Source organism: Vibrio sp. SCSIO 43132 (assembly GCF_019904195.1).
GTDB classification, from domain to species: domain Bacteria; phylum Pseudomonadota; class Gammaproteobacteria; order Enterobacterales; family Vibrionaceae; genus Vibrio; species Vibrio nigripulchritudo.
On record NZ_CP063199.1, the window covers coordinates 1,799,022 to 1,816,722 of the forward strand.

The following is a 17,701-nucleotide window of genomic DNA, read 5'->3' on the forward strand; positions in this document are numbered from 1 at the left end:
ATGAATTTATGGCTATTGCAAATTATTGGTGGTTAGCTTCAGGAGCTGCTGCAATTTTCTGTGCGTTTGTTCATTTAATTGCGGGGCATTACGATCCGGTAAGACCATTTATGGCGACCGAAATGAAAATATCGGTAAAAAGTGTAATGTATGCATGCTGGCATATGGTCACCATCGTTTTATTTTCTACTGGTTTTTGGCTTATTTTGTCTGCATTTGACCGAGATAAGTCTTTAAGCGTTGGCTTTATTTCTGTTCAATACATTCTTTTTGCATTTTTATTTTTGTGGATTTCCTGGCGCTGGAAATTACCAAACCTTTGGCTCTCTCTTCCTCAGTGGATTTTGCTTCTACCGGTAGGTTTATTGGGATTGGCGGGAGTTTTGTAAGCAATTAAATGATAGTCCCTGAGCTGTATGTGTAAATACTAGCCAATCATACGGTTAATTCGATGTTCAGATCTCCTTTTAGAGGTAAAAATCTGGGTATTTTAATAATGTTTATTAACATTGTTGAATTAGAGTGTTTACAAATGTCAGGAAGACGCTGTGCAATTAGAAAAAACAGTTCAGTGGCTGATTTTACCATTCCAATGGTTTTTTAAGGCGTTACTCACTGCACTAAAAGCAATATTCAGAGCAATAATTACAATTATATTAAAAGTTTATCGATGGGCGAAAGGTATAATAATCGCTTTGTGGAACTTATGGTTATCTCTTGGACCGAAATGGTTCCGGGTAACATTATTTTCTGTCGTTATTGTTTCTTTCCTTTACTTTCAGATTAAATCTTTTTTAGCGCCTAATCTGACAGTAGAAACCGTTAATGAAGTTCACTATTTGAACAGTGGCTGGACTGACAAAGACAGAGAGACGTATTACTTCACTCCTCAAGGTACTGAGCTACTTGGCTTAGAATACAACTGGCTTGTGAATCTTGAGCTGCCTTTTTCTAAAGACATGCTGGCAAGCACAGACAATATGCGAGGGTGGGGGTTTATTGTTGACCCCGGTCAGCAGCCTACCATTATGAACCCGGGTAATTTGCCTGTTGGTTTTGGTCGGCACATCGATCCAAAAACACAGCGCGAAAAATTGGATATCACCTGCGCGGCGTGTCATACCGGAGAGCTTCACTATCAAGGAAAAGCCATGCGGGTTGATGGTGGTCAGGCACTTCACAGCATCTCCAGTATTAAAACCGGCGAGTTTATTGTATCGCTTGGTGCTTCAGTCTTTCTTACCTATGTCGACCCATTTAAGTTCAACCGTTTTGCAGACAGGGTAGTTGGAGAGGATATGGATAAACGCATGAAGCTTAGAAAAGATCTGCGTGCGTTTATTGAAAAAGGTATGAGCTTCGCAAATTCTGCGGGGAATCCATCTTTATACCCAGTGGAGGAAGGACGTGGTCGTACCGATGCCGTAGGCAGGATTGCAAATGTGGTGTTTGGCTATGACATTGATGAACCTTCCAACCTGACGATTGCAAATGCGCCTGTCAGTTATCCTTTTTTGTGGGATATGTGGCGATTTGACTGGGTTCAGTATACCGGATTTACCAATCAGCCAATGGCAAGAAACATAGGGGAAAGTTTGGGGGTTCTCGCGCCGATAAAGTTGGTGAATGAAAACGGTGAACTTCTGACTTCTGATGAGTTTGGTGAAACCGTGATTGATTTGCCGGGAATGCACTGCATCGAAGGAAAATTAAGAACACTCGAACCGCCTAAATGGCCAGAGCATATTCTTGGAGACATTGACATTGCCATGGCACGAGACGGAAAAGATCTGTTTGCCAAGAACTGCCAGTTTTGTCACGGTCCGCACCGAAGCGAGTCTTACCAATGGCCTGTAGCATCGCACGAAGGTGCTAACCCGGCTCACCAAATTGATGTGAACTGGGAGTGGGATATGGATGGGGATATCACATATGTAGCAGGTCGCGCAATACGCCAGGACTGGCGTGAAGTTGTCTGGGCGTTGCCTTGGATTGATATCGACACTATTGGTACTGATGCGACCGCTGCGAACAACTACATGGACCACAAATACGATGCCAACAAGATCATCCCAGATTCGGAGCCAGTTAATGCAGGTGATGGATTACAGATTCTACTCAATCGGCTTATTCCAAAGCTCTATCAGGATGAACACATCGATAAGTCACTGATACCCGAATACGACGGTCTTAACATTCCATTTAGAATTGTGAACAAAAGGGCTTATAAAGCCAGACCTCTGCATGGTGTGTGGGCTACACCACCATATCTTCACAATGGGTCAGTACCAACCGTCTATCACATGATTTCACCGCAAAGTGAGAGACCTCAGGAATTCTATGTTGGCAATCGAGAATACGATCCTATTCGTTTGGGATACGCGACTGACATCAAGCAAGGTGCGTTTCTTCATGACACTCGTATCGAAGGTAATGGAAACCACGGGCATTTATTCACTGATGCAGACGTTAAAGGACGAATTGGAAAACTTCTGACCGTCAAAGAAAGAATGAAGTTGCTGGAATACATCAAAGTCATGGGCAACCCAGATTTTGACGTTGCACTTGGCGGTGACCCTCAAAACTGGAATCAATACGTCGAAGCTCCGTACTTTGAATCAGAGCAGCTTGCTTGTGAATCTCGCTTTGAGTCTGCGAAAAGTCATCCACTGGAGGTACATTAATGAACAAGTTAAAGACCTTGAGTGTAAGTGTTTTCGCCGCTCTATTCGGGTTTAAAGCACATGCGCTTGATGAAACGGCGCTCGAAATGGGCATGTCGCAACCGGAGTATGATGCTGTTCAGTCATCGATTCTAAGCGCGAGAGAAATATCTCGGAGAGCAGAGGAATACAACGGAAGACCTTATCGGCGAGATGCACATGCTAAAGCGACTGGATGCGTGAGAGCGACCTTTACAGTCAACCCCGACATTCCTGCGAGGTTTAAAGCTAGCCTGTTTGAGCATGAAGGACACCAGTATCCCGCTTGGATTCGGTTTTCCAATGGGGACATGCTGGTTCAAGCAGATAAGAAAGGTGATGCCCGGGGGATGGCGATTAAGGTGATGAATGTACCTGGGGACCCAATTGCACCTGAGCTTGGCGCGTCCGGCAATCAGGATTTCATCATGACCAACGTTCCCGCCTTTTTTAATCGCAATATTTTTGATTATGCCGAGGACATGCTTTTCCTGGCAAAGTTTGAACGTACTAAATGGTTCATCAGCATATTTCCACCACGGTTTCACCCGAAACAGTTCTATCGGGCGATACAGACCGTATCGACAGTGATTGATACCCCATTGGATGCTCAGTATTTTTCAATGCTCCCTTATCAGCTAGGGAAAAATACCATCAAATTTTCGACCAAACCTTGCAAAGGAATGACTTTTCCAGGAAAAGTCGACCGCTCACCCGAAAATTACCTCAATACCCAACTCCAGGAGCAGCTTTTAACTGACGGAGCATGCTTTGATTTTATGGTTCAGGAAAAAGTGACAGGTAAATACATGCCAATCGATGATGCGACGGTGATATGGTCAGAGAAAGCATCGCCATTTATTCCTATCGCCACGATTCATATTCCACCTCAATTGATTAACAGCCCTGAACAAACAGAGTTTTGTGAGAATGTTTCAATGAACCCCTGGAGGGCGGTTGATGGTTGGGAGCCTTTAGGCAGCTTAAATCGTGCCCGAAGGTTGGTCTATAAAGCTGTCTCAGATTATCGCCATATGATGAATAAAGTTCCGACTCCCGAGCCCACTTCGTGGTGTTTAAAAGAAGAACAGACGGAAGCATGTAAAACGGAGAGGCTGATAGAAACAACACCAAACTGGCCGTTTAAGCGTGATTTTGACTATTTAGCCAGACCATTAGGTGATGAGAAATATTGAATATAAAAAAGAGGAGCAGGTATCTGCTCCTCTTTGCCTTCCTGTAGAGTGTCGCAACCCGTTTACTAGGCGACGACAACCTTGTTCCGACCCGAGTACTTGGCGCGATACAAAGCTTTATCGGCGTTAGTGATCAATTGATCAATGTGCTTCTCGTGGTCTAATACTGAAATCCCAACGCTGGTGGTAAATCTAACCTGCCTTTCACCATTATCGATAGATATATTTTCTATTGTGCTTCTGAGAAATTCAGCAATGTCCATCGCCATGACCTGATCGCCGTGGAATGCCATACAGAACTCTTCTCCACCGAGTCGACCGAAGATGGCATTGTCGGGAATGTTCCCTGAAATAGTACTCGCGAACAGTTTCAGTGCTTTATCTCCGGTTGAATGACCATATCTGTCATTTATTTCTTTGAAGTGGTCGAGATCAAACATGATGACCGCCAATGGTTTGGATTCCAGTAAGCTTTTGTCGAAAGACTCTTCAGCGAGCTTCATAAAGTTACGTCGGTTACTGATTCCAGTCAGCGGGTCTGTACGTGCTTCAATTTCCGCTCGTTGTTTCTCTTGCTCCAGTGCGTGAGTACGCTCGGAAACCAGCATTTCCAGTTCGTACTTAGCTCGCTCAAGTTGGCGTCGGTAAAGTGTCTCTGCGTTGTCTTTTCTTCTTCTGAGTTGAAGTAATCGAATGCCCATTGCAATAAGAATGACCGCCATTTCACCAAAGGAAGCAAAGACAGGCCAGTAATAGGTGAAGAAGTTATGTTCGACATAACCCAAATCTCGCATCGCTTGTGCAAATAAACCGCCAACCAGAATACCCCAGGCGACCGTATAGATTGCGGAAACTATGGAGCCTTGGATCCAGCGAATGATGCCTGCAATCGCAAGGAACGGATAAAGGAGTAGGGCGATAGTCATGAAAATGACCGCAAGGGCTGTCTCACGAAATACTGCGGCTAACGCCAGGAAAAGTGTATTGAGTATCATGAACTTCAATACCCAATCTAACTTTGGTGTCTTTTCCCTGGTTTGTAACATGGAACGTACAAAAATGATTCCGGTCATAATTGACAATGCTCCACCCAGAGACATCAGGTTCCAGTGGAAGTTATCCTGTAGCACAAACATGTGTGTAAAGCCGAGAATCGTTGGCCACGTAAGGGTTTTTGCTATGGCGTAGACGCCATAGGCCATATAAACACGATCATTGGATGCACTACCCACAACAAAGGATGTTAATGCCATAAGCAATAAACTGCCCACACCAATGGAGATCAGTGCAACTTCAACAGACTGCGCGTAGTTGAGCTTTTGAGGGTTCCATATTCTCAGGTCAGGAAAAACGTAGCCCTGACCGTCAGAGCCATAACGGAAAAGATACTGATAAGTTTGGTTTGGCTCCAGCGTAACAGGCACCACAAACCTTTGGTGTGGAATCAGTCGCTCTGAAAAAGAGTCACCAAGGAATAAGCTTGCCAGCATTTCATAGTTGTTTTCCGCGACAGAGCGTTGATACGCATCGAGGTAAATCAACTGATGATCGATGTATTCAAGATGAACCGTGATAGCGGTGTTGGTGGTGTTGGTGAGAGCAAAAATGCTCCAGAAAGCACCGGGCTGTAGCCCAGTGGAACCTTTGGTACTAAGAGGTTTAAACTCTTGGTTACGAAAAGCTTTAACGGCATCGTTTAATTTTGCTTCCCCCGAAGCGTCGTGCCATAAAAGGTAGCGACCTGTAATTCGCTTTCCTTCTTCGTCTCCTGAAACCTCAATAGGAAAGACTGAGGCGGAAGCACCAAATGATACTAAAAGCTGCAACAGAAACATTGCAAAGATGCCAAAAGAGCTCGGCAACATCCTTGATTCTATATTTGTCATTAAAATGCATTGGCACTCAAAGAGCACCTTCCTCATCCCATTTTTCGCTTTAAAAAACAACTTAGCGTTTTTTTGTCTTATTTTAGAGAAACCGACGTCGCAAGTATATTGATAGTTATAATAATATCGAATTGCTTAGAAAGTCATACAAAATTACTCGATTGGCTCAAGTTTAACTTACTAAAAGCTCATCAAGATATAGAGTTCTCACTAATGATACAAATCTAAAGAGCAAAATGACGTACACATTTCACAGTTTGATTGAGTTAGCACATAACTTTAGACGAATTTTTTAAAAAACGATTGCCCAGAGACGGCGTTGTGTTCAATGAAACATCAAAATTTTGAAGTCATTCCACTGATAATTTTCACTTTTGAGAAGGTTTATAAAAACAGAGGCATATCAGTCAATTTTCGCACTCGATACAATTGGTTTACATAATTAGCTTGATTGATTAACTATAGGGCACGCTTATTTGGGATTTATGTCTAATAAATTTGTTTTATGATGCTTTCTATTAAATTGTAAATTGAATCAACATATCACTTTAAAGTTGGGCAATATTTATCTTAATAAACAAAAAGCCAGCTTCCACAAGGAAGCTGGCTTTGATTTATTGCAATCGTATCGAAAGCTTTAGTTGGCTCTGTTATCCGCCTTGTTTAGATAATTCTACTTTTTGAAGTAGATCGTTTGCTTTCTTCATCGCCGCGCGGGCTTGAGACGCTTTACGTTTGTTCAGCAAAATGTCAGACAATTCGAGGTAACGGTTTGCCGTTTCTGAGCGAATTTTAGCGACATCCCGAAAATCAGAAGGTACTTTGCTCGCGAAATTATCAATATTGTCAACTAAGCTATCAAGTTCCTTAATGGTATTAGAGCCTTCTAGTGTAGTTCTAAGTGCTGACAATTCTTCGCCATAAAGTACACGCGCCGCCTCATATGGATAGGCCGCAGACTGCCCTGAATTCACAGCCAATTGATAAGTGCTGAGTGCGCTGATAGCACTGGACATTTTGTTGCCCTGAACAAGCAGTGTTTTATGTTCCTCTACGCTATCAAACAAAGTATTACCAACGGTGATAAGTTCAGCGAGAGTCACTGTATCTTTTTCTTTCAATGCAGTGTCAAACTTGGAACCGAATACCTCATTAGCCAGTGAAGAAGGCTTAAATTGATAGTCGGAATTAATGGTTTGCAGATCGAGATACAGGGTGAACACATTGTCTTTACTGTCCGATTTACTGTAGCGACCTTTCTCAAGGTGGGTATTAATTCTCTGAGCAAGTACCGACAGCGTAGACAGCTTACTCGAACGAATATCGGCGGCAATGGTTTCAAGTTCGTGAGAATCAGGGTAGTACTTCTTAGCGTCTTCCAGAACTTTCTCAATAGAGTAGTAGTTTGGATACGAACTTTCTCTGTCATTCAGAATTTCATCAATTCTGGTTTCAAACTCTGAAATGATGGCTTCTTTGTGATGACGAAGTAATCCTTGAGAGATAACAGCATGATGAGTAGGTTGTGCATCGATCATAGCAAGCACGTCGGAGAACGGGGTATCGAGTAACGCGTTTTGGGCATCAATTTGCTGTTCTAATGCAGCAATGTGAGTTTTGTGGGTGTCGATTTCGGAGCTCATTTGTGAGTAGCCATAACCGAGCATTCCGACCAGACCCAATATCGCCACACCTGCCGCAATGGCTGGTGTGTAGTTCTTATGTAGGAATTCTTTTATCTTTTCTGCTGAATCAAGTTTTGGTTCTGAGCTGAGGTCTAGATAGTCATTAAGCGCTTTCCACTTAGACGCAGGAATGTTGGCAGGCTTCTTCGCTTTCAACCCTTCTTTTAACGCAATGTTCGCTGGTTTGCGTCCATAAGGGTGTTTGCAGCTAAGCAGTTCGTATGCGATGCAAGCAAACGCGAATAGATCGTCCGTGTGCTTTGGATCGGAACCATTAATCAGGTTAATTGACGCATAGTTTGGCGTGTAGCCACCCACGTTGTCGTTGCTCTCTTTTCTTGCCGCAGCATATTGATCCTGCTTGAGTTTGAAAGTCTTTGATACGCCAAAATCGAATATCTTAATTTGCCCATCAGAGTTGAGCATGATGTTCGCCGGCTTCAAATCAGCGTGAACAATATCTTGGTGATGGGCGTAGTGCAGTGCATCCAAGATTTGGTCAAGAACGGCGAGCGCTTTGGTGTATTGCAAACCGGATGGACGGGAACGCTGAATCAATTGCTCCAGTGTTTCTCCATCAAGGTATTCCATTACCAGATAGTAAATCTGCTGATCAACGCCAAAGTCGAAAACGCGGATAATATTGGGGTGACTTAGCTTTTGAGTGTTCTGAGCCTCACGAATCAGCATGCGGGCTGTTTCCGGCTGATTTACATACTCTTTTTGCAATATCTTCAGTGCCACGTATGGAGATTCGGAGCCAGAAGATTCGAGTACCTTATCTTTTGCCCGATACACATCGCATAGACCGCCATGTCCAATTAATGATTCGAGTTTGTATCTTCCCTTAACCAATGTGCCTACTAAGCTCTCGGCGTTTGAGGTTGCGTTGCCTGGATTAGCGGCTTTTTTCGCAACTGATGCTGGTGGCTGAGTAGGAGATTTAGACTGAGCTTTTACTGGCTCTTCAGCAGGCTTTGGTTTTGCTGTTCCGGGTGCCTTGGTTTTTTCCTTTGAGGAGACTGGTTTTTTAGGCTCTGCTTTTTTCTCTTCAGGCTTATCAGCGGGTGCTGCAGTTTTGCGCTCAATTTTCACGATTTGAGTGCGATCACCATCTTGTGGTTTGGTTGGCTCTTTAGGGGGAAGATTATCTTTTGACATTTAGCGAACTCCAAGTTGAATGTCAGTAAGGTTAGGCACCCAGCAATTTGAAACAATTAGTAGGAATTAAAGTTTCGGCTTAGATAACAATCAAACGAAATTTGGTGAAGTAAATATTTTTTAAAATTTGATCTGCGCTGTATAAATCATTTTTCGTTGCAAAATATATTTCAAATTAAAAGCCAATTTAATCATAGTTCAGGCTAATTTTAGTGACGCTCTATTGTTATATTTATCATTGATAAAATAGTAAATTAGTTGCTTCTATTAATAACGTTAGAATTTATATAATGTTGGCTTGAGGTTATTATGGGAATCGTGCTGTCTATTAACAGCTTTCATAAATTTACATCTGAGATTCAGAGTGAGTTTGAATTTAATGATAATAATGTAAATGATTCAGTTAAATTCGGTCGCTCAGATAGCTGTGATTGGACATTGCCTGATCCAGAACGAGTTGTATCAAGTGTTCATGGTGAACTTATTCGCTTTGGTGGTGATTATTTAATAAGAGATTTGTCAACAAACGGATTATTCTTAAATAGGTCGGTAACGCCTGTTGGTAATGGTAATGAAATTAAGCTTAATGATAATGATATAATTACATTTGGTGAGTACGAAATTCTGGTTGAGTTAAAGAACTCTGGTGAAACGACCATTCACCCTCATCAGGAAGTTAACGCAAGTGACGTCTTTAACCAAATTCCCAACGATGATTTTAATGCGCCAACTGGGTTTAATAATCACACCCAAGACCACAATTTTGCCAGCGACTTATCTTCGAATTTGCAGAGCAATCCTGTGTTCGAAAGCGATATCGGGCTAACTGACGATTTCTTTAACTTGCAAGAAACACATGTTACAGACGATCTAGTAGCGGATACTCCTCCTCAACCCGCACAGCCACAGGTTGCGCCGGATTTCATTCCTGAGCCACCTCCCCAGCAACACGTACAGCCACAAGCACATAATGAACCTGCTCAGGCAGCGGTTGCAACTCCAAGAGTAGAACGCCCATCGCCGGGCAGAGCGGCTCCTCAAACTCAGACAGAAAAACCGCAAGTAAATCAATCTAGTCAAGCACCTCAAGCGTCAAAACCTCACGTGGTAGGTGGCACTTCAGGAGAAATGGATGCGTTTCTGAGTGGTTTGGGAATCACACGAAATATGGTCCCAGCCCAACACTCCGAAGAGTGGTTTAAGCAACTCGGTGAATCGTTTGCGCTGTTGCTAGGTGGATTGATGGATACACTTCATCACAGAGCAGAATTTAAACAGACAAATCGTTTGAATCACACCGCATTCCAAAGGCATGAAAATAACCCACTTAAATTTTCTGCAAACCTGGAAGACGCGATCCACAACCTCTACAACCGTAATACCGCGAGTTTTTTGGCACCACAGCACGCTATTCAAGAAGCTTTTGATGACATTGAAAAACACGAAAAAGCGTTAATGCTGGGTGTAGATGGCGCGGTACGTGGTGTTATGGGATTACTGAATCCAGATTATATTTCCACCATGAATGCGGGTGACGGTGTATTAGAGAAAATAATACCGGGTAAAACCCAAGCTAATTTTTGGAAAAACTACGAGAGACAATATTCAGATTTGTCCAATGAACTTGAAGAGAGTTCCACTCCATTCTATTTAGAAGACTTCGCTAAATCTTACGAAATGGCTTTGAAAAAAGGTTGAGAAAATGAAACAAAAAACAAAATTATCAATAATGGGGCTATTATTTGCATTCGTTCTGGCAGGATGCTCAGTAGCTAACTATGTTGTACCAGCGTATTCAACACTTGAATTTGAGGTTAGCAATAAGGCAAACCCAGATTTAAATGGTCGACCTTCTCCCGTAGTCATTCACGTGTACGAATTAACGTCAAACACGTTATTTGAAAGCCAAGATTTCTTTTCTCTGTATGAAGAACCTGAAGAAGTTTTAGGTCCTGATCTAATTGCTAAGCAAGAATTTACTTTTGCTCCTGGTAGTACTGAGCTATATGAAGTAAGCATGAAGCCTGAAGTGGAATATGTCGGTGTTATTGCAGCTTACAGAGATATTGAAAATGCAAACTGGCGAAAAGTAATTCCAGTAGACAAAACGGGTTATGAAAAACACAAGTTACTTATTGGTGAATTGTCCATAGCTGTTAAATAAATTGTTGTACGAATAGGTTTACTAATTTAATGAGTGATTTTTCTCCCATCGCATGGTGTGAGGGTATGTTTTTGCGCCCTCAACATTTTCAGCAGCAAGAGCGAGCGATTAATTTTGAATCCAAGGAAATCCAGCAATTGCTGTCGCCGTATTCCTGGGGTGTTTCTTTAATTAAATTTAACCAGGCACTGCTTAAAGAAGGTCAGCTTCATCTAGAGCAATGTCAGGCAATCATGCCCGATATGACCTTGGTTAATGTACCGGTTAAAGACAATGCGCCGAAACCTTTAATGGTGGATTCAGAAACCAAAGACACATACATTTCTCTCGCTATTCCCGCTGACAAGGTGAATGGTCAGAACATCGCATCCGACTCAGAAGAGTTGGTTACTCGCTATATATATTCTGATCAATCTGTCACGGACAATGTCACCGGACACGACGAAGAAATCCTTCAGCTTGCATCCTTGCGAGTTCAGTTGAAAGTCACCAATGACAAACTTCCTGGTTACCATTCCATTAGAGTTGCCAAAATTAAGGAAGTCACGACGGAAGGAGAAGTTCTGCTTGATCAGGACTTCATCCCACCTTCGTTAAATGCGAACAAGAACGAAACCATTCATAAGTATCTCAACAACATTGTTGCAATGATTAAAATCCGTGCCGATGCTCTTGCTCAAAGATTAGGGCAGGGGAAGTCGGCATCAGCATCTGCTGTTGATTTTGTCATGCTTCAAATGCTCAACCGTCATGAGACAACTTTAAGGCATTTTAGCCAGTGTTCGGATTTACATCCCTTCCAGTTGACAACGGCACTGTACGGTTTGATTGGAGAGCTAGCGACTTTCTCGACCAAGTCTAAGCGTCCGCCTGTGTTACCGAAATACAAACATGGTGACATGGCAGAACTTTTCCATGTAGTGCATCAGATGCTCAGCCAGTATCTGAGTGTAGTACTTGAGCAAACGGCGACTAAGCTACCACTTGAGATCAGACAATACGGTATCCGTGTTTCCAGTATTCCCGACAAAAACATTCTTTCGAAGTGTCAATTTGTTCTTGCCATCAAAGCTGACGTGGCAAGTGAAGAGCTGCGTAAACGCTTACCGTCTCAAATCAAGATCGGACCTGTCGAAAACATTCGCGATCTCATCAACAACCAGCTTCACGGTATCGCAATTTCGCCGCTGACTGTGGTTCCAAGACAAATTCCGTATCAGGCAGGTTACCAATACTTTGAAGTAACCAAGAAAGGTCCTTACTGGCAAAGACTGGCTGAAAGTGGTGGTTTGGCAATTCATATCTCAGGTAACTACCCGGGGATCGATGTCGAGTTATGGACGATTAATCAATAAGTTGAAGTAGACTGATGGAAGACACTGTAATGAAACCTACTCCCGGACGTAGAGGTGGTGCTAAGCCAGCACCAGCAGCCCCCGCTTCTCCACCACCGCCCCAAGAGGGAGACAGCACTGTACTGCTTACAAAAGTAATCAAAGAGGAGAAATCCTCTAGTGTAATCGCGTTTGGCAAAAACCTTCTTCTGGCCGAAGCAAACGTGGTTCTCTCATTGATTGGTCAAATCAGAGCTACCAGCCAGTACGGTGATGTTCAACAGCTGCGAGAAGCTTTTGTCCAGAAAATTCGAGATTACGAAACCCGCTTAAGACTGCAAAACGCAAGAAACCAGGATATTGATATCGCACGCTTCTGCCTATGCTGTCTAATTGATGAAACCGTGCTGAACACAGTCTGGGGTGGTCAGTCAATTTGGGTAGACAACTCTCTGCTTTCAACTTTCTATGCCAATACTCAGGGCGGTGAGCAGTTTTATGATTACCTGGACAAAGCCATGTCCGCGCCAACCGAAAGCCTAGATATTCTGCAACTTCAGTATATTTGTATGTCTCTTGGTTTCATTGGGCGCTACCGATTAGAAAAGAACGGTGTGGAATCTCATCGCAGCTTGCGACAGCGTGTTTTCGACGTTATTACCACCGTAAGCGAGCGTCCACCTAAAGTTCTGAGTGATGGTTGGCAGGATAAGGTACGCGTGGGTGAGGAAATCACCGAAAGCACACCTGTTTGGGTTACGCTTTCCATTGCGGGAGCCATCCTTGCTGCTACGTATATGGGATTCAATTACAAGATCAATGAAGAGTCTAACAGGACCTTTACCAACTTACTTAACCTCGTCCCTTCTGTTGAAATAACTGAATCGGCACCTTTGGCAGATGTTGCTCCTGTTGCCCTACGAATTCAGGACTATCTCGCTACCGAAATGGATCGTGGTGTTGTAGAGATTCAACAGCTTCCAGATAGAGTCAGAATCTCATTTGCAGCAAACGAACTGTTTGACTCTGGCAGTGCTGAGCTGACCCAACATATTCGTCCAGTATTGTCCAAAGTAGGTCGTTCTTTAGAAGGAACGAAAGGTCGAATTATGATTGTTGGTCATACCGACAACAAGCCAATTTTTACTAGTAAGTTCCCGTCTAACTGGCACCTGTCCTTAGCCAGAGCCACATCGGTAACTAATCATCTTGCTGACAGCAGTAATCTTACCGGTCGTTTGATCCCGGAAGGCATGGGAGACGCAAGACCACTCGTTGATAACGACACCGAAGCAAATCGAGCGAAAAATCGCCGTGTTGAAATCGACTTGTTAGTGGCACAAAGAGCTGTAGGAGGAGAGGAACAGTGAGTTTTAAAGCTGTAGGGAAATTTGTCAGCCAAAAATGGTTTGTCAGCTTAATTGGTCTGATTGCTCTGTCACTTATGATCTGGCTGGTTGGTCCGCTTGTGGCCGTTGCTGGTCATGAACCTTTAAAAAGTGAAACCTCTCGTCTTCTAGTACTGCTAGCACTAATGTTTGGCTGGGGTGTCGTGAACATCCGCCAGCAGAAGAAAGAAAAGAAAGAAGAAGATGAAAGTATTCAGAATCTTCTGGAAGTCAATGCGCAAGACGATGAAGAATCCGCTGCCGAAATTGACTTGCTTAAAGAGAGAATTGATCAGGCAATTCAAGTCTTACACAAGACGGGCAAACGCGGAAAGCAAAGCATTTACAAACTGCCTTGGTACGTTTTAATTGGTCCTCCGGGAACAGGTAAAACGACGGCACTAGCAAATTCTGGTTTGGAGTTCCCACTTTCTGACAGCTTAGGGCAAGATCCTTTGTCTGGGATTGGTGGAACTCGTCACTGTGACTGGTGGTTTACTAATAAAGCGGTGCTGATTGATACGGCTGGCCGCTATACCACGCAAGACAGTCATTCAGAAAAAGATTCCAAAGCTTGGTTGGGTTTCCTTGGGTTACTTAAAAAGTACCGTACGAAACGTCCTATCAATGGTGCCATCGTGGCAGTAAGTTTGGTGAGCTTGATGAGCCAGACTCGTACAGAACGAGGCATGCATGCAAGAGCAATTAAGGCGCGTATTCAGGAGCTGAAAAATCAGCTTGGTATGCAGTTCCCTATTTATATTGTTCTAACCAAAGCTGACCTGATAGCTGGCTTTAATGAATACTTTGCCGATTTAGAGGACGAAGAGCGCGATCAGTTACTTGGCTTCATGTTCCCCGAATCTTCAGAAGATGAGAAAGGTGTTATTTCTCTGTTTAACAAAGAATTTCACCATCTTCTGGAAAGCCTCGATAAACGCATGAACAAGCGTTTAGAACAGGAAACTGATCTAGACAAGCGAGCACTGATTTTTGAGTTTCCAAAGCAGTTAAGAATGCTTCAGGCAAATGTTGACGAGTTTCTAAGCGACATCTTTGCAAAGAACGCCTTCGAAGAGTCAACCATGATTCGTGGTGTGTTTATCGTGAGTGCGGTTCAGGAAGGCATGCCAATTGACCGCGTAATGAATGAAACATCATCAGGTCTTGGGCTTTCTCAGCTATCGCTTAAAACCAGCTCTAAAGAGTCAGCGAGTTTCTTCATTCGTTCTCTGTTTGAAGACATTATATTCAGAGAGCAATTCCTTGGCAGTGTGAACCGTCATCATCAAAAGCAGAATCGTTGGGTCAAGCATGGTGCACTGGCATTCAGCTTGGCGAGTGTGGCGGCTTTTGGCGCAATCTGGTTCCAAAGTTTCCAATGGAATAAGCAACTTATCACTGAAACCGATGACCGCATTGCCAATATCGATGAACAAGTGAAGCGAATCGATTTTGATTTCGAAGACAACTTAGTGGAATCCCTTGAGTTGCTCGATGAAATCATGGGGCTACCTATGGGGTATGCCGGATACTACGAAGACGTTGAAGGCATTAAGAAGTTTGGATTGTATCAGGGCGACAAGATAGGGCAGCCAGCGAAAGCTGCCTATCACCAGGCGTTAAATGGCTACTTCTCTAAGCTGTTGGAATCGGCGCTTATCAGTGAGATGGAAGCGAGTCAGTCTCACCGGGAATACTTGTACGAAACTCTTAAAACATACTTGATGCTGTTTAATCCGGAGCGTTTCGATATCGTCCATGTGGAAAGTTGGTTCGAACTCTATTTCGAGAACAACTTCCCAGGTGAGTTCAACGAAGAAAAACGTGCTTCTCTGATGATGCATACCAAGAACTTGTTGGCTAACGACGACCTCGGGTTATACGTAAACAATGACGCAGTCCAAGACGCGCGAAATGTACTTACTCAGTTGCCGTTGGCAGAGCGTGCTTATCAGCGAATGAAACTGCAATTCATTAAGAGTCATGTACCTTCATTCCGAATCACAGATGTTATGGGGTCACAAAGCCTTAGTCAGTTTGAGCGTAAAAGCGGCAAACCACTTTCAGCAGGAATACCTGGATTCTACACCTTTAATGGTTTCCACAGTATTTTCCAGATGCAGATTGGACGTACAGTTAAAAACCTGATGGAAGATAACTGGGTCTATGGCGACAACATCGATATTCAGGCGGTAGATCATGATCTTGCGGTTAAAGGTGTACGCGAGCGTTACTACAGAGATTACATCTATGAATGGGAATCTTTGATTAACGACATTGCACTTAAGTCGACACCAAGTCTGGAGCTTAGTTTGATTCAAAGCCGAATTCTCGCGAGTTCTGAGCGTCCGGTAGAATCTTTCCTGAAAGCAGTTCAGAAAGAAGTTTCGCTAACGAAAGTGTCGCTAAGCCAAAACGAAAAAGTGGCTGCTGAAGTCGCGACAAAAGCTGCCGACGTTGCGCTGCACAACAAGAAAAACGCTATTGGTCGATTCATGCCTACCGAAAACACAGAGCTGGCTATCAACCTTCCAGGTAAAGAGGTAGAAAGGGCGTTCGAAGGTATCATCAAAATCGAGCAACAGGACTTTGAATTGATCAACCAGTCTCTTGTTGGATTGAGAGAATACTTGTCCGACTTATCAAGTTCAGGTAATAACCAGAAACTGGCATACAAGAGCATTTTGGATGGAACAGTAACTGAAGACGTTGCGCGTTCACTTAAGCGCACCAATCAGATTCTGCCTGCTCCGTTTAACCGTTGGCTAGTTGGTCTTTCTCATGAATCAACACGCTTGGCAGAAAAGGGTTCTCAGAATCACTTGAACCAGATTTGGAAAACTCAAGTGGTTAAAGCTTATGAGCGAAGCATTGAAGGTCGATACCCATTCAATCCTTCTGCTAAGAATGAAGTGAACCTGAAAGACTTCAAACGCTTCTTTGGTTACGGCGGTACATTAGACAGTTTCTTCTCAGACTACTTGGAGCCGTTTGTCGATACATCCGGACGTGTATGGCGCTTCGAAAAAGAAATTGGAGTGAGCCCTGAGACGTTAGCTGTGTTCCAGCGTGCAGAGAAAATCAGACAGACTTTCTTCGAAACCGATAACTCAGTGAAGATTGAGTTCGGCTTGAGACCAAAGTATCTGGACCAACATATTTCTAAGTTCAAGTTAGAGCTGGGTTCACAAAGACTGGTTTACAGCCATGGTCCAGAGCGAACTCAGAATTTGTCTTGGCCATCAAGCAAGTCGGAAACACGAATTATCTTTATTCCGCCTAACTCATCCAGAGAGATCTCACACACCTACGAAGGTCAATGGGGTCTGTACAAGATGCTCGATCAGTCACTTAAGGCTCGTCCTGAAACACGTAAGGACAACATTGTCATGATTGATCTCAAGGGGAACAAAGTTCAATTGGAGTTAATACCGAGCAGCACCATTAACCCATTCTGGTCGAACGATATGGAGCGATTTACATGTCCTCAAACCTTATAACACCACAATGGGGATATTTTGGGAAAGTGCCGGCTAAAGGGGATTTCATTCAGGAATCCCTTCCACAAGACTTCTTAAAATCTTGGCAAGACTGGCAGCAAGCGGTGCTTGCTGTTAGCCGGGAACAAATGGAAGAATCCTGGACACAGCACTACATGAACGCGCCAATCTGGCACTTTGCGCTTTCACCTAATGTGTGTGGTGAGAGCACGGTTATTGGCACCATGATCCCGAGTGTTGATTCTGTTGGAAGATACTACTTCTTTACTCTGGCAAGACCTGTTGAAGGCTCTGCTATCAGCTATTGGCAAGACAGGAAATGGAGCGAAGCCACGGAGGATCGCGCATTAGAAGTGCTTGATGATAACTTCCAGCTAGAAGCTTGGACTCCACTACTTACAAATGAGCACTGGGAAGCAGTCTTAACCCGTTCGCCAGTGCTTAAAGCAACACCAGTAAACGGTGAGTTTCAAAACCTGTTGTTTGAAGAACAAATTCCGCTTGAAAGCAATCATCTGCTTCAGCATTTACTCAAAACTCAGTTGCCGCGTACATGCTACTGGTGGACCGAAGGTTCAGAGACTATTCCGGCAATTTCAACGTTTACAGATGGCTTGCCGGCCGTCGGACAATTTGCAGCCATGCTAGATGGCAATTGGGATCAATGGAATTGGTAAGGAGT

Annotated in this window: 11 protein-coding genes; 9 read left to right on the forward strand and 2 right to left on the reverse strand. The window is 43.6% G+C overall.

The window, feature by feature from the left end; all coding sequences use genetic code 11:
• Nucleotides 1–8: 8 nt before the first annotated feature.
• From INR79_RS08140 to INR79_RS08150, 3 genes are all read left to right on the forward strand, one after another.
• Nucleotides 9–389 (forward strand): hypothetical protein, encoded by a 381-nt coding sequence (locus INR79_RS08140; RefSeq protein ID WP_022610340.1) that lies wholly within the window; start codon nucleotides 9–11, stop codon nucleotides 387–389.
• Nucleotides 390–695: 306 nt separating this feature from the next.
• Nucleotides 696–2,684 carry a di-heme-cytochrome C peroxidase gene (locus INR79_RS08145; RefSeq protein WP_262415394.1) on the forward strand — a complete coding sequence of 663 codons (1,989 nt, stop codon included), beginning with the start codon at nucleotides 696–698 and terminating at the stop codon, nucleotides 2,682–2,684.
• Nucleotides 2,684–3,898 carry a catalase family protein gene (locus INR79_RS08150; RefSeq protein ID WP_223096757.1) on the forward strand — a complete coding sequence of 405 codons (1,215 nt, stop codon included), beginning with the start codon at nucleotides 2,684–2,686 and terminating at the stop codon, nucleotides 3,896–3,898. The genes INR79_RS08145 and INR79_RS08150 overlap by 1 nt, the downstream gene beginning before the upstream one ends.
• A gap of 65 nt (nucleotides 3,899–3,963) precedes the next feature.
• On the opposite strand, the gene INR79_RS08155 is transcribed toward INR79_RS08150, so the two are convergent.
• Both INR79_RS08155 and INR79_RS08160 read right to left on the reverse strand, forming a co-directional pair.
• On the reverse strand, nucleotides 3,964–5,763 hold the full coding sequence (locus tag INR79_RS08155) for a diguanylate cyclase (RefSeq protein ID WP_004400060.1): 1,800 nt from the start codon (nucleotides 5,761–5,763) through the stop codon (nucleotides 3,964–3,966).
• A 671-nt stretch (nucleotides 5,764–6,434) separates the two neighbouring features.
• Nucleotides 6,435–8,630: a serine/threonine-protein kinase gene (locus INR79_RS08160; protein WP_223096758.1), complete on the reverse strand. Its 2,196-nt coding sequence runs from the start codon at nucleotides 8,628–8,630 to the stop codon at nucleotides 6,435–6,437.
• Between the two features lie 309 nt (nucleotides 8,631–8,939).
• Here INR79_RS08160 and tagH point away from each other — a divergent pair, with 309 nt between their 5' ends.
• The 6 genes from tagH to tagF are packed head-to-tail and all read left to right on the forward strand — an operon-like array spanning nucleotide 8,940 to nucleotide 17,696.
• Nucleotides 8,940–10,328, forward strand: coding sequence for a type VI secretion system-associated FHA domain protein TagH (gene tagH / locus INR79_RS08165; RefSeq protein ID WP_223096759.1), 1,389 nt, complete (start codon nucleotides 8,940–8,942; stop codon nucleotides 10,326–10,328).
• A 4-nt stretch (nucleotides 10,329–10,332) separates the two neighbouring features.
• Nucleotides 10,333–10,794 carry a type VI secretion system lipoprotein TssJ gene (gene tssJ, locus INR79_RS08170; RefSeq protein ID WP_004400057.1) on the forward strand — a complete coding sequence of 154 codons (462 nt, stop codon included), beginning with the start codon at nucleotides 10,333–10,335 and terminating at the stop codon, nucleotides 10,792–10,794.
• Nucleotides 10,795–10,823: 29 nt separating this feature from the next.
• Nucleotides 10,824–12,149, forward strand: coding sequence for a type VI secretion system baseplate subunit TssK (tssK, locus tag INR79_RS08175; protein WP_223096761.1), 1,326 nt, complete (start codon nucleotides 10,824–10,826; stop codon nucleotides 12,147–12,149).
• Nucleotides 12,150–12,163: 14 nt separating this feature from the next.
• Complete coding sequence (tssL, locus tag INR79_RS08180) at nucleotides 12,164–13,498, forward strand: type VI secretion system protein TssL, long form (protein ID WP_022550483.1); 1,335 nt, start codon at nucleotides 12,164–12,166, stop codon at nucleotides 13,496–13,498.
• Nucleotides 13,495–17,019: a type VI secretion system membrane subunit TssM gene (gene tssM / locus INR79_RS08185; protein WP_223096763.1), complete on the forward strand. Its 3,525-nt coding sequence runs from the start codon at nucleotides 13,495–13,497 to the stop codon at nucleotides 17,017–17,019. The genes tssL and tssM overlap by 4 nt, the downstream gene beginning before the upstream one ends.
• Nucleotides 17,001–17,696 carry a type VI secretion system-associated protein TagF gene (gene tagF, locus INR79_RS08190; protein WP_223096765.1) on the forward strand — a complete coding sequence of 232 codons (696 nt, stop codon included), beginning with the start codon at nucleotides 17,001–17,003 and terminating at the stop codon, nucleotides 17,694–17,696. The genes tssM and tagF overlap by 19 nt, the downstream gene beginning before the upstream one ends.
• Nucleotides 17,697–17,701: the final 5 nt, after the last annotated feature.

Coding starts and splice junctions, on each gene's coding strand:
- tssL (WP_022550483.1), top strand. CDS start 12,164: ATGGAAGACACTGTAATGAAACCTACTCCCGGACGTAGAGGTGGTGCT.
- INR79_RS08150 (WP_223096757.1), top strand. CDS start 2,684: ATGAACAAGTTAAAGACCTTGAGTGTAAGTGTTTTCGCCGCTCTATTC.
- INR79_RS08140 (WP_022610340.1), top strand. CDS start 9: ATGGCTATTGCAAATTATTGGTGGTTAGCTTCAGGAGCTGCTGCAATT.
- tagF (WP_223096765.1), top strand. CDS start 17,001: ATGTCCTCAAACCTTATAACACCACAATGGGGATATTTTGGGAAAGTG.
- tssJ (WP_004400057.1), top strand. CDS start 10,333: ATGAAACAAAAAACAAAATTATCAATAATGGGGCTATTATTTGCATTC.
- INR79_RS08160 (WP_223096758.1), bottom strand. CDS start 8,630: ATGTCAAAAGATAATCTTCCCCCTAAAGAGCCAACCAAACCACAAGAT.
- tagH (WP_223096759.1), top strand. CDS start 8,940: ATGGGAATCGTGCTGTCTATTAACAGCTTTCATAAATTTACATCTGAG.
- INR79_RS08155 (WP_004400060.1), bottom strand. CDS start 5,763: ATGTTGCCGAGCTCTTTTGGCATCTTTGCAATGTTTCTGTTGCAGCTT.
- tssK (WP_223096761.1), top strand. CDS start 10,824: ATGAGTGATTTTTCTCCCATCGCATGGTGTGAGGGTATGTTTTTGCGC.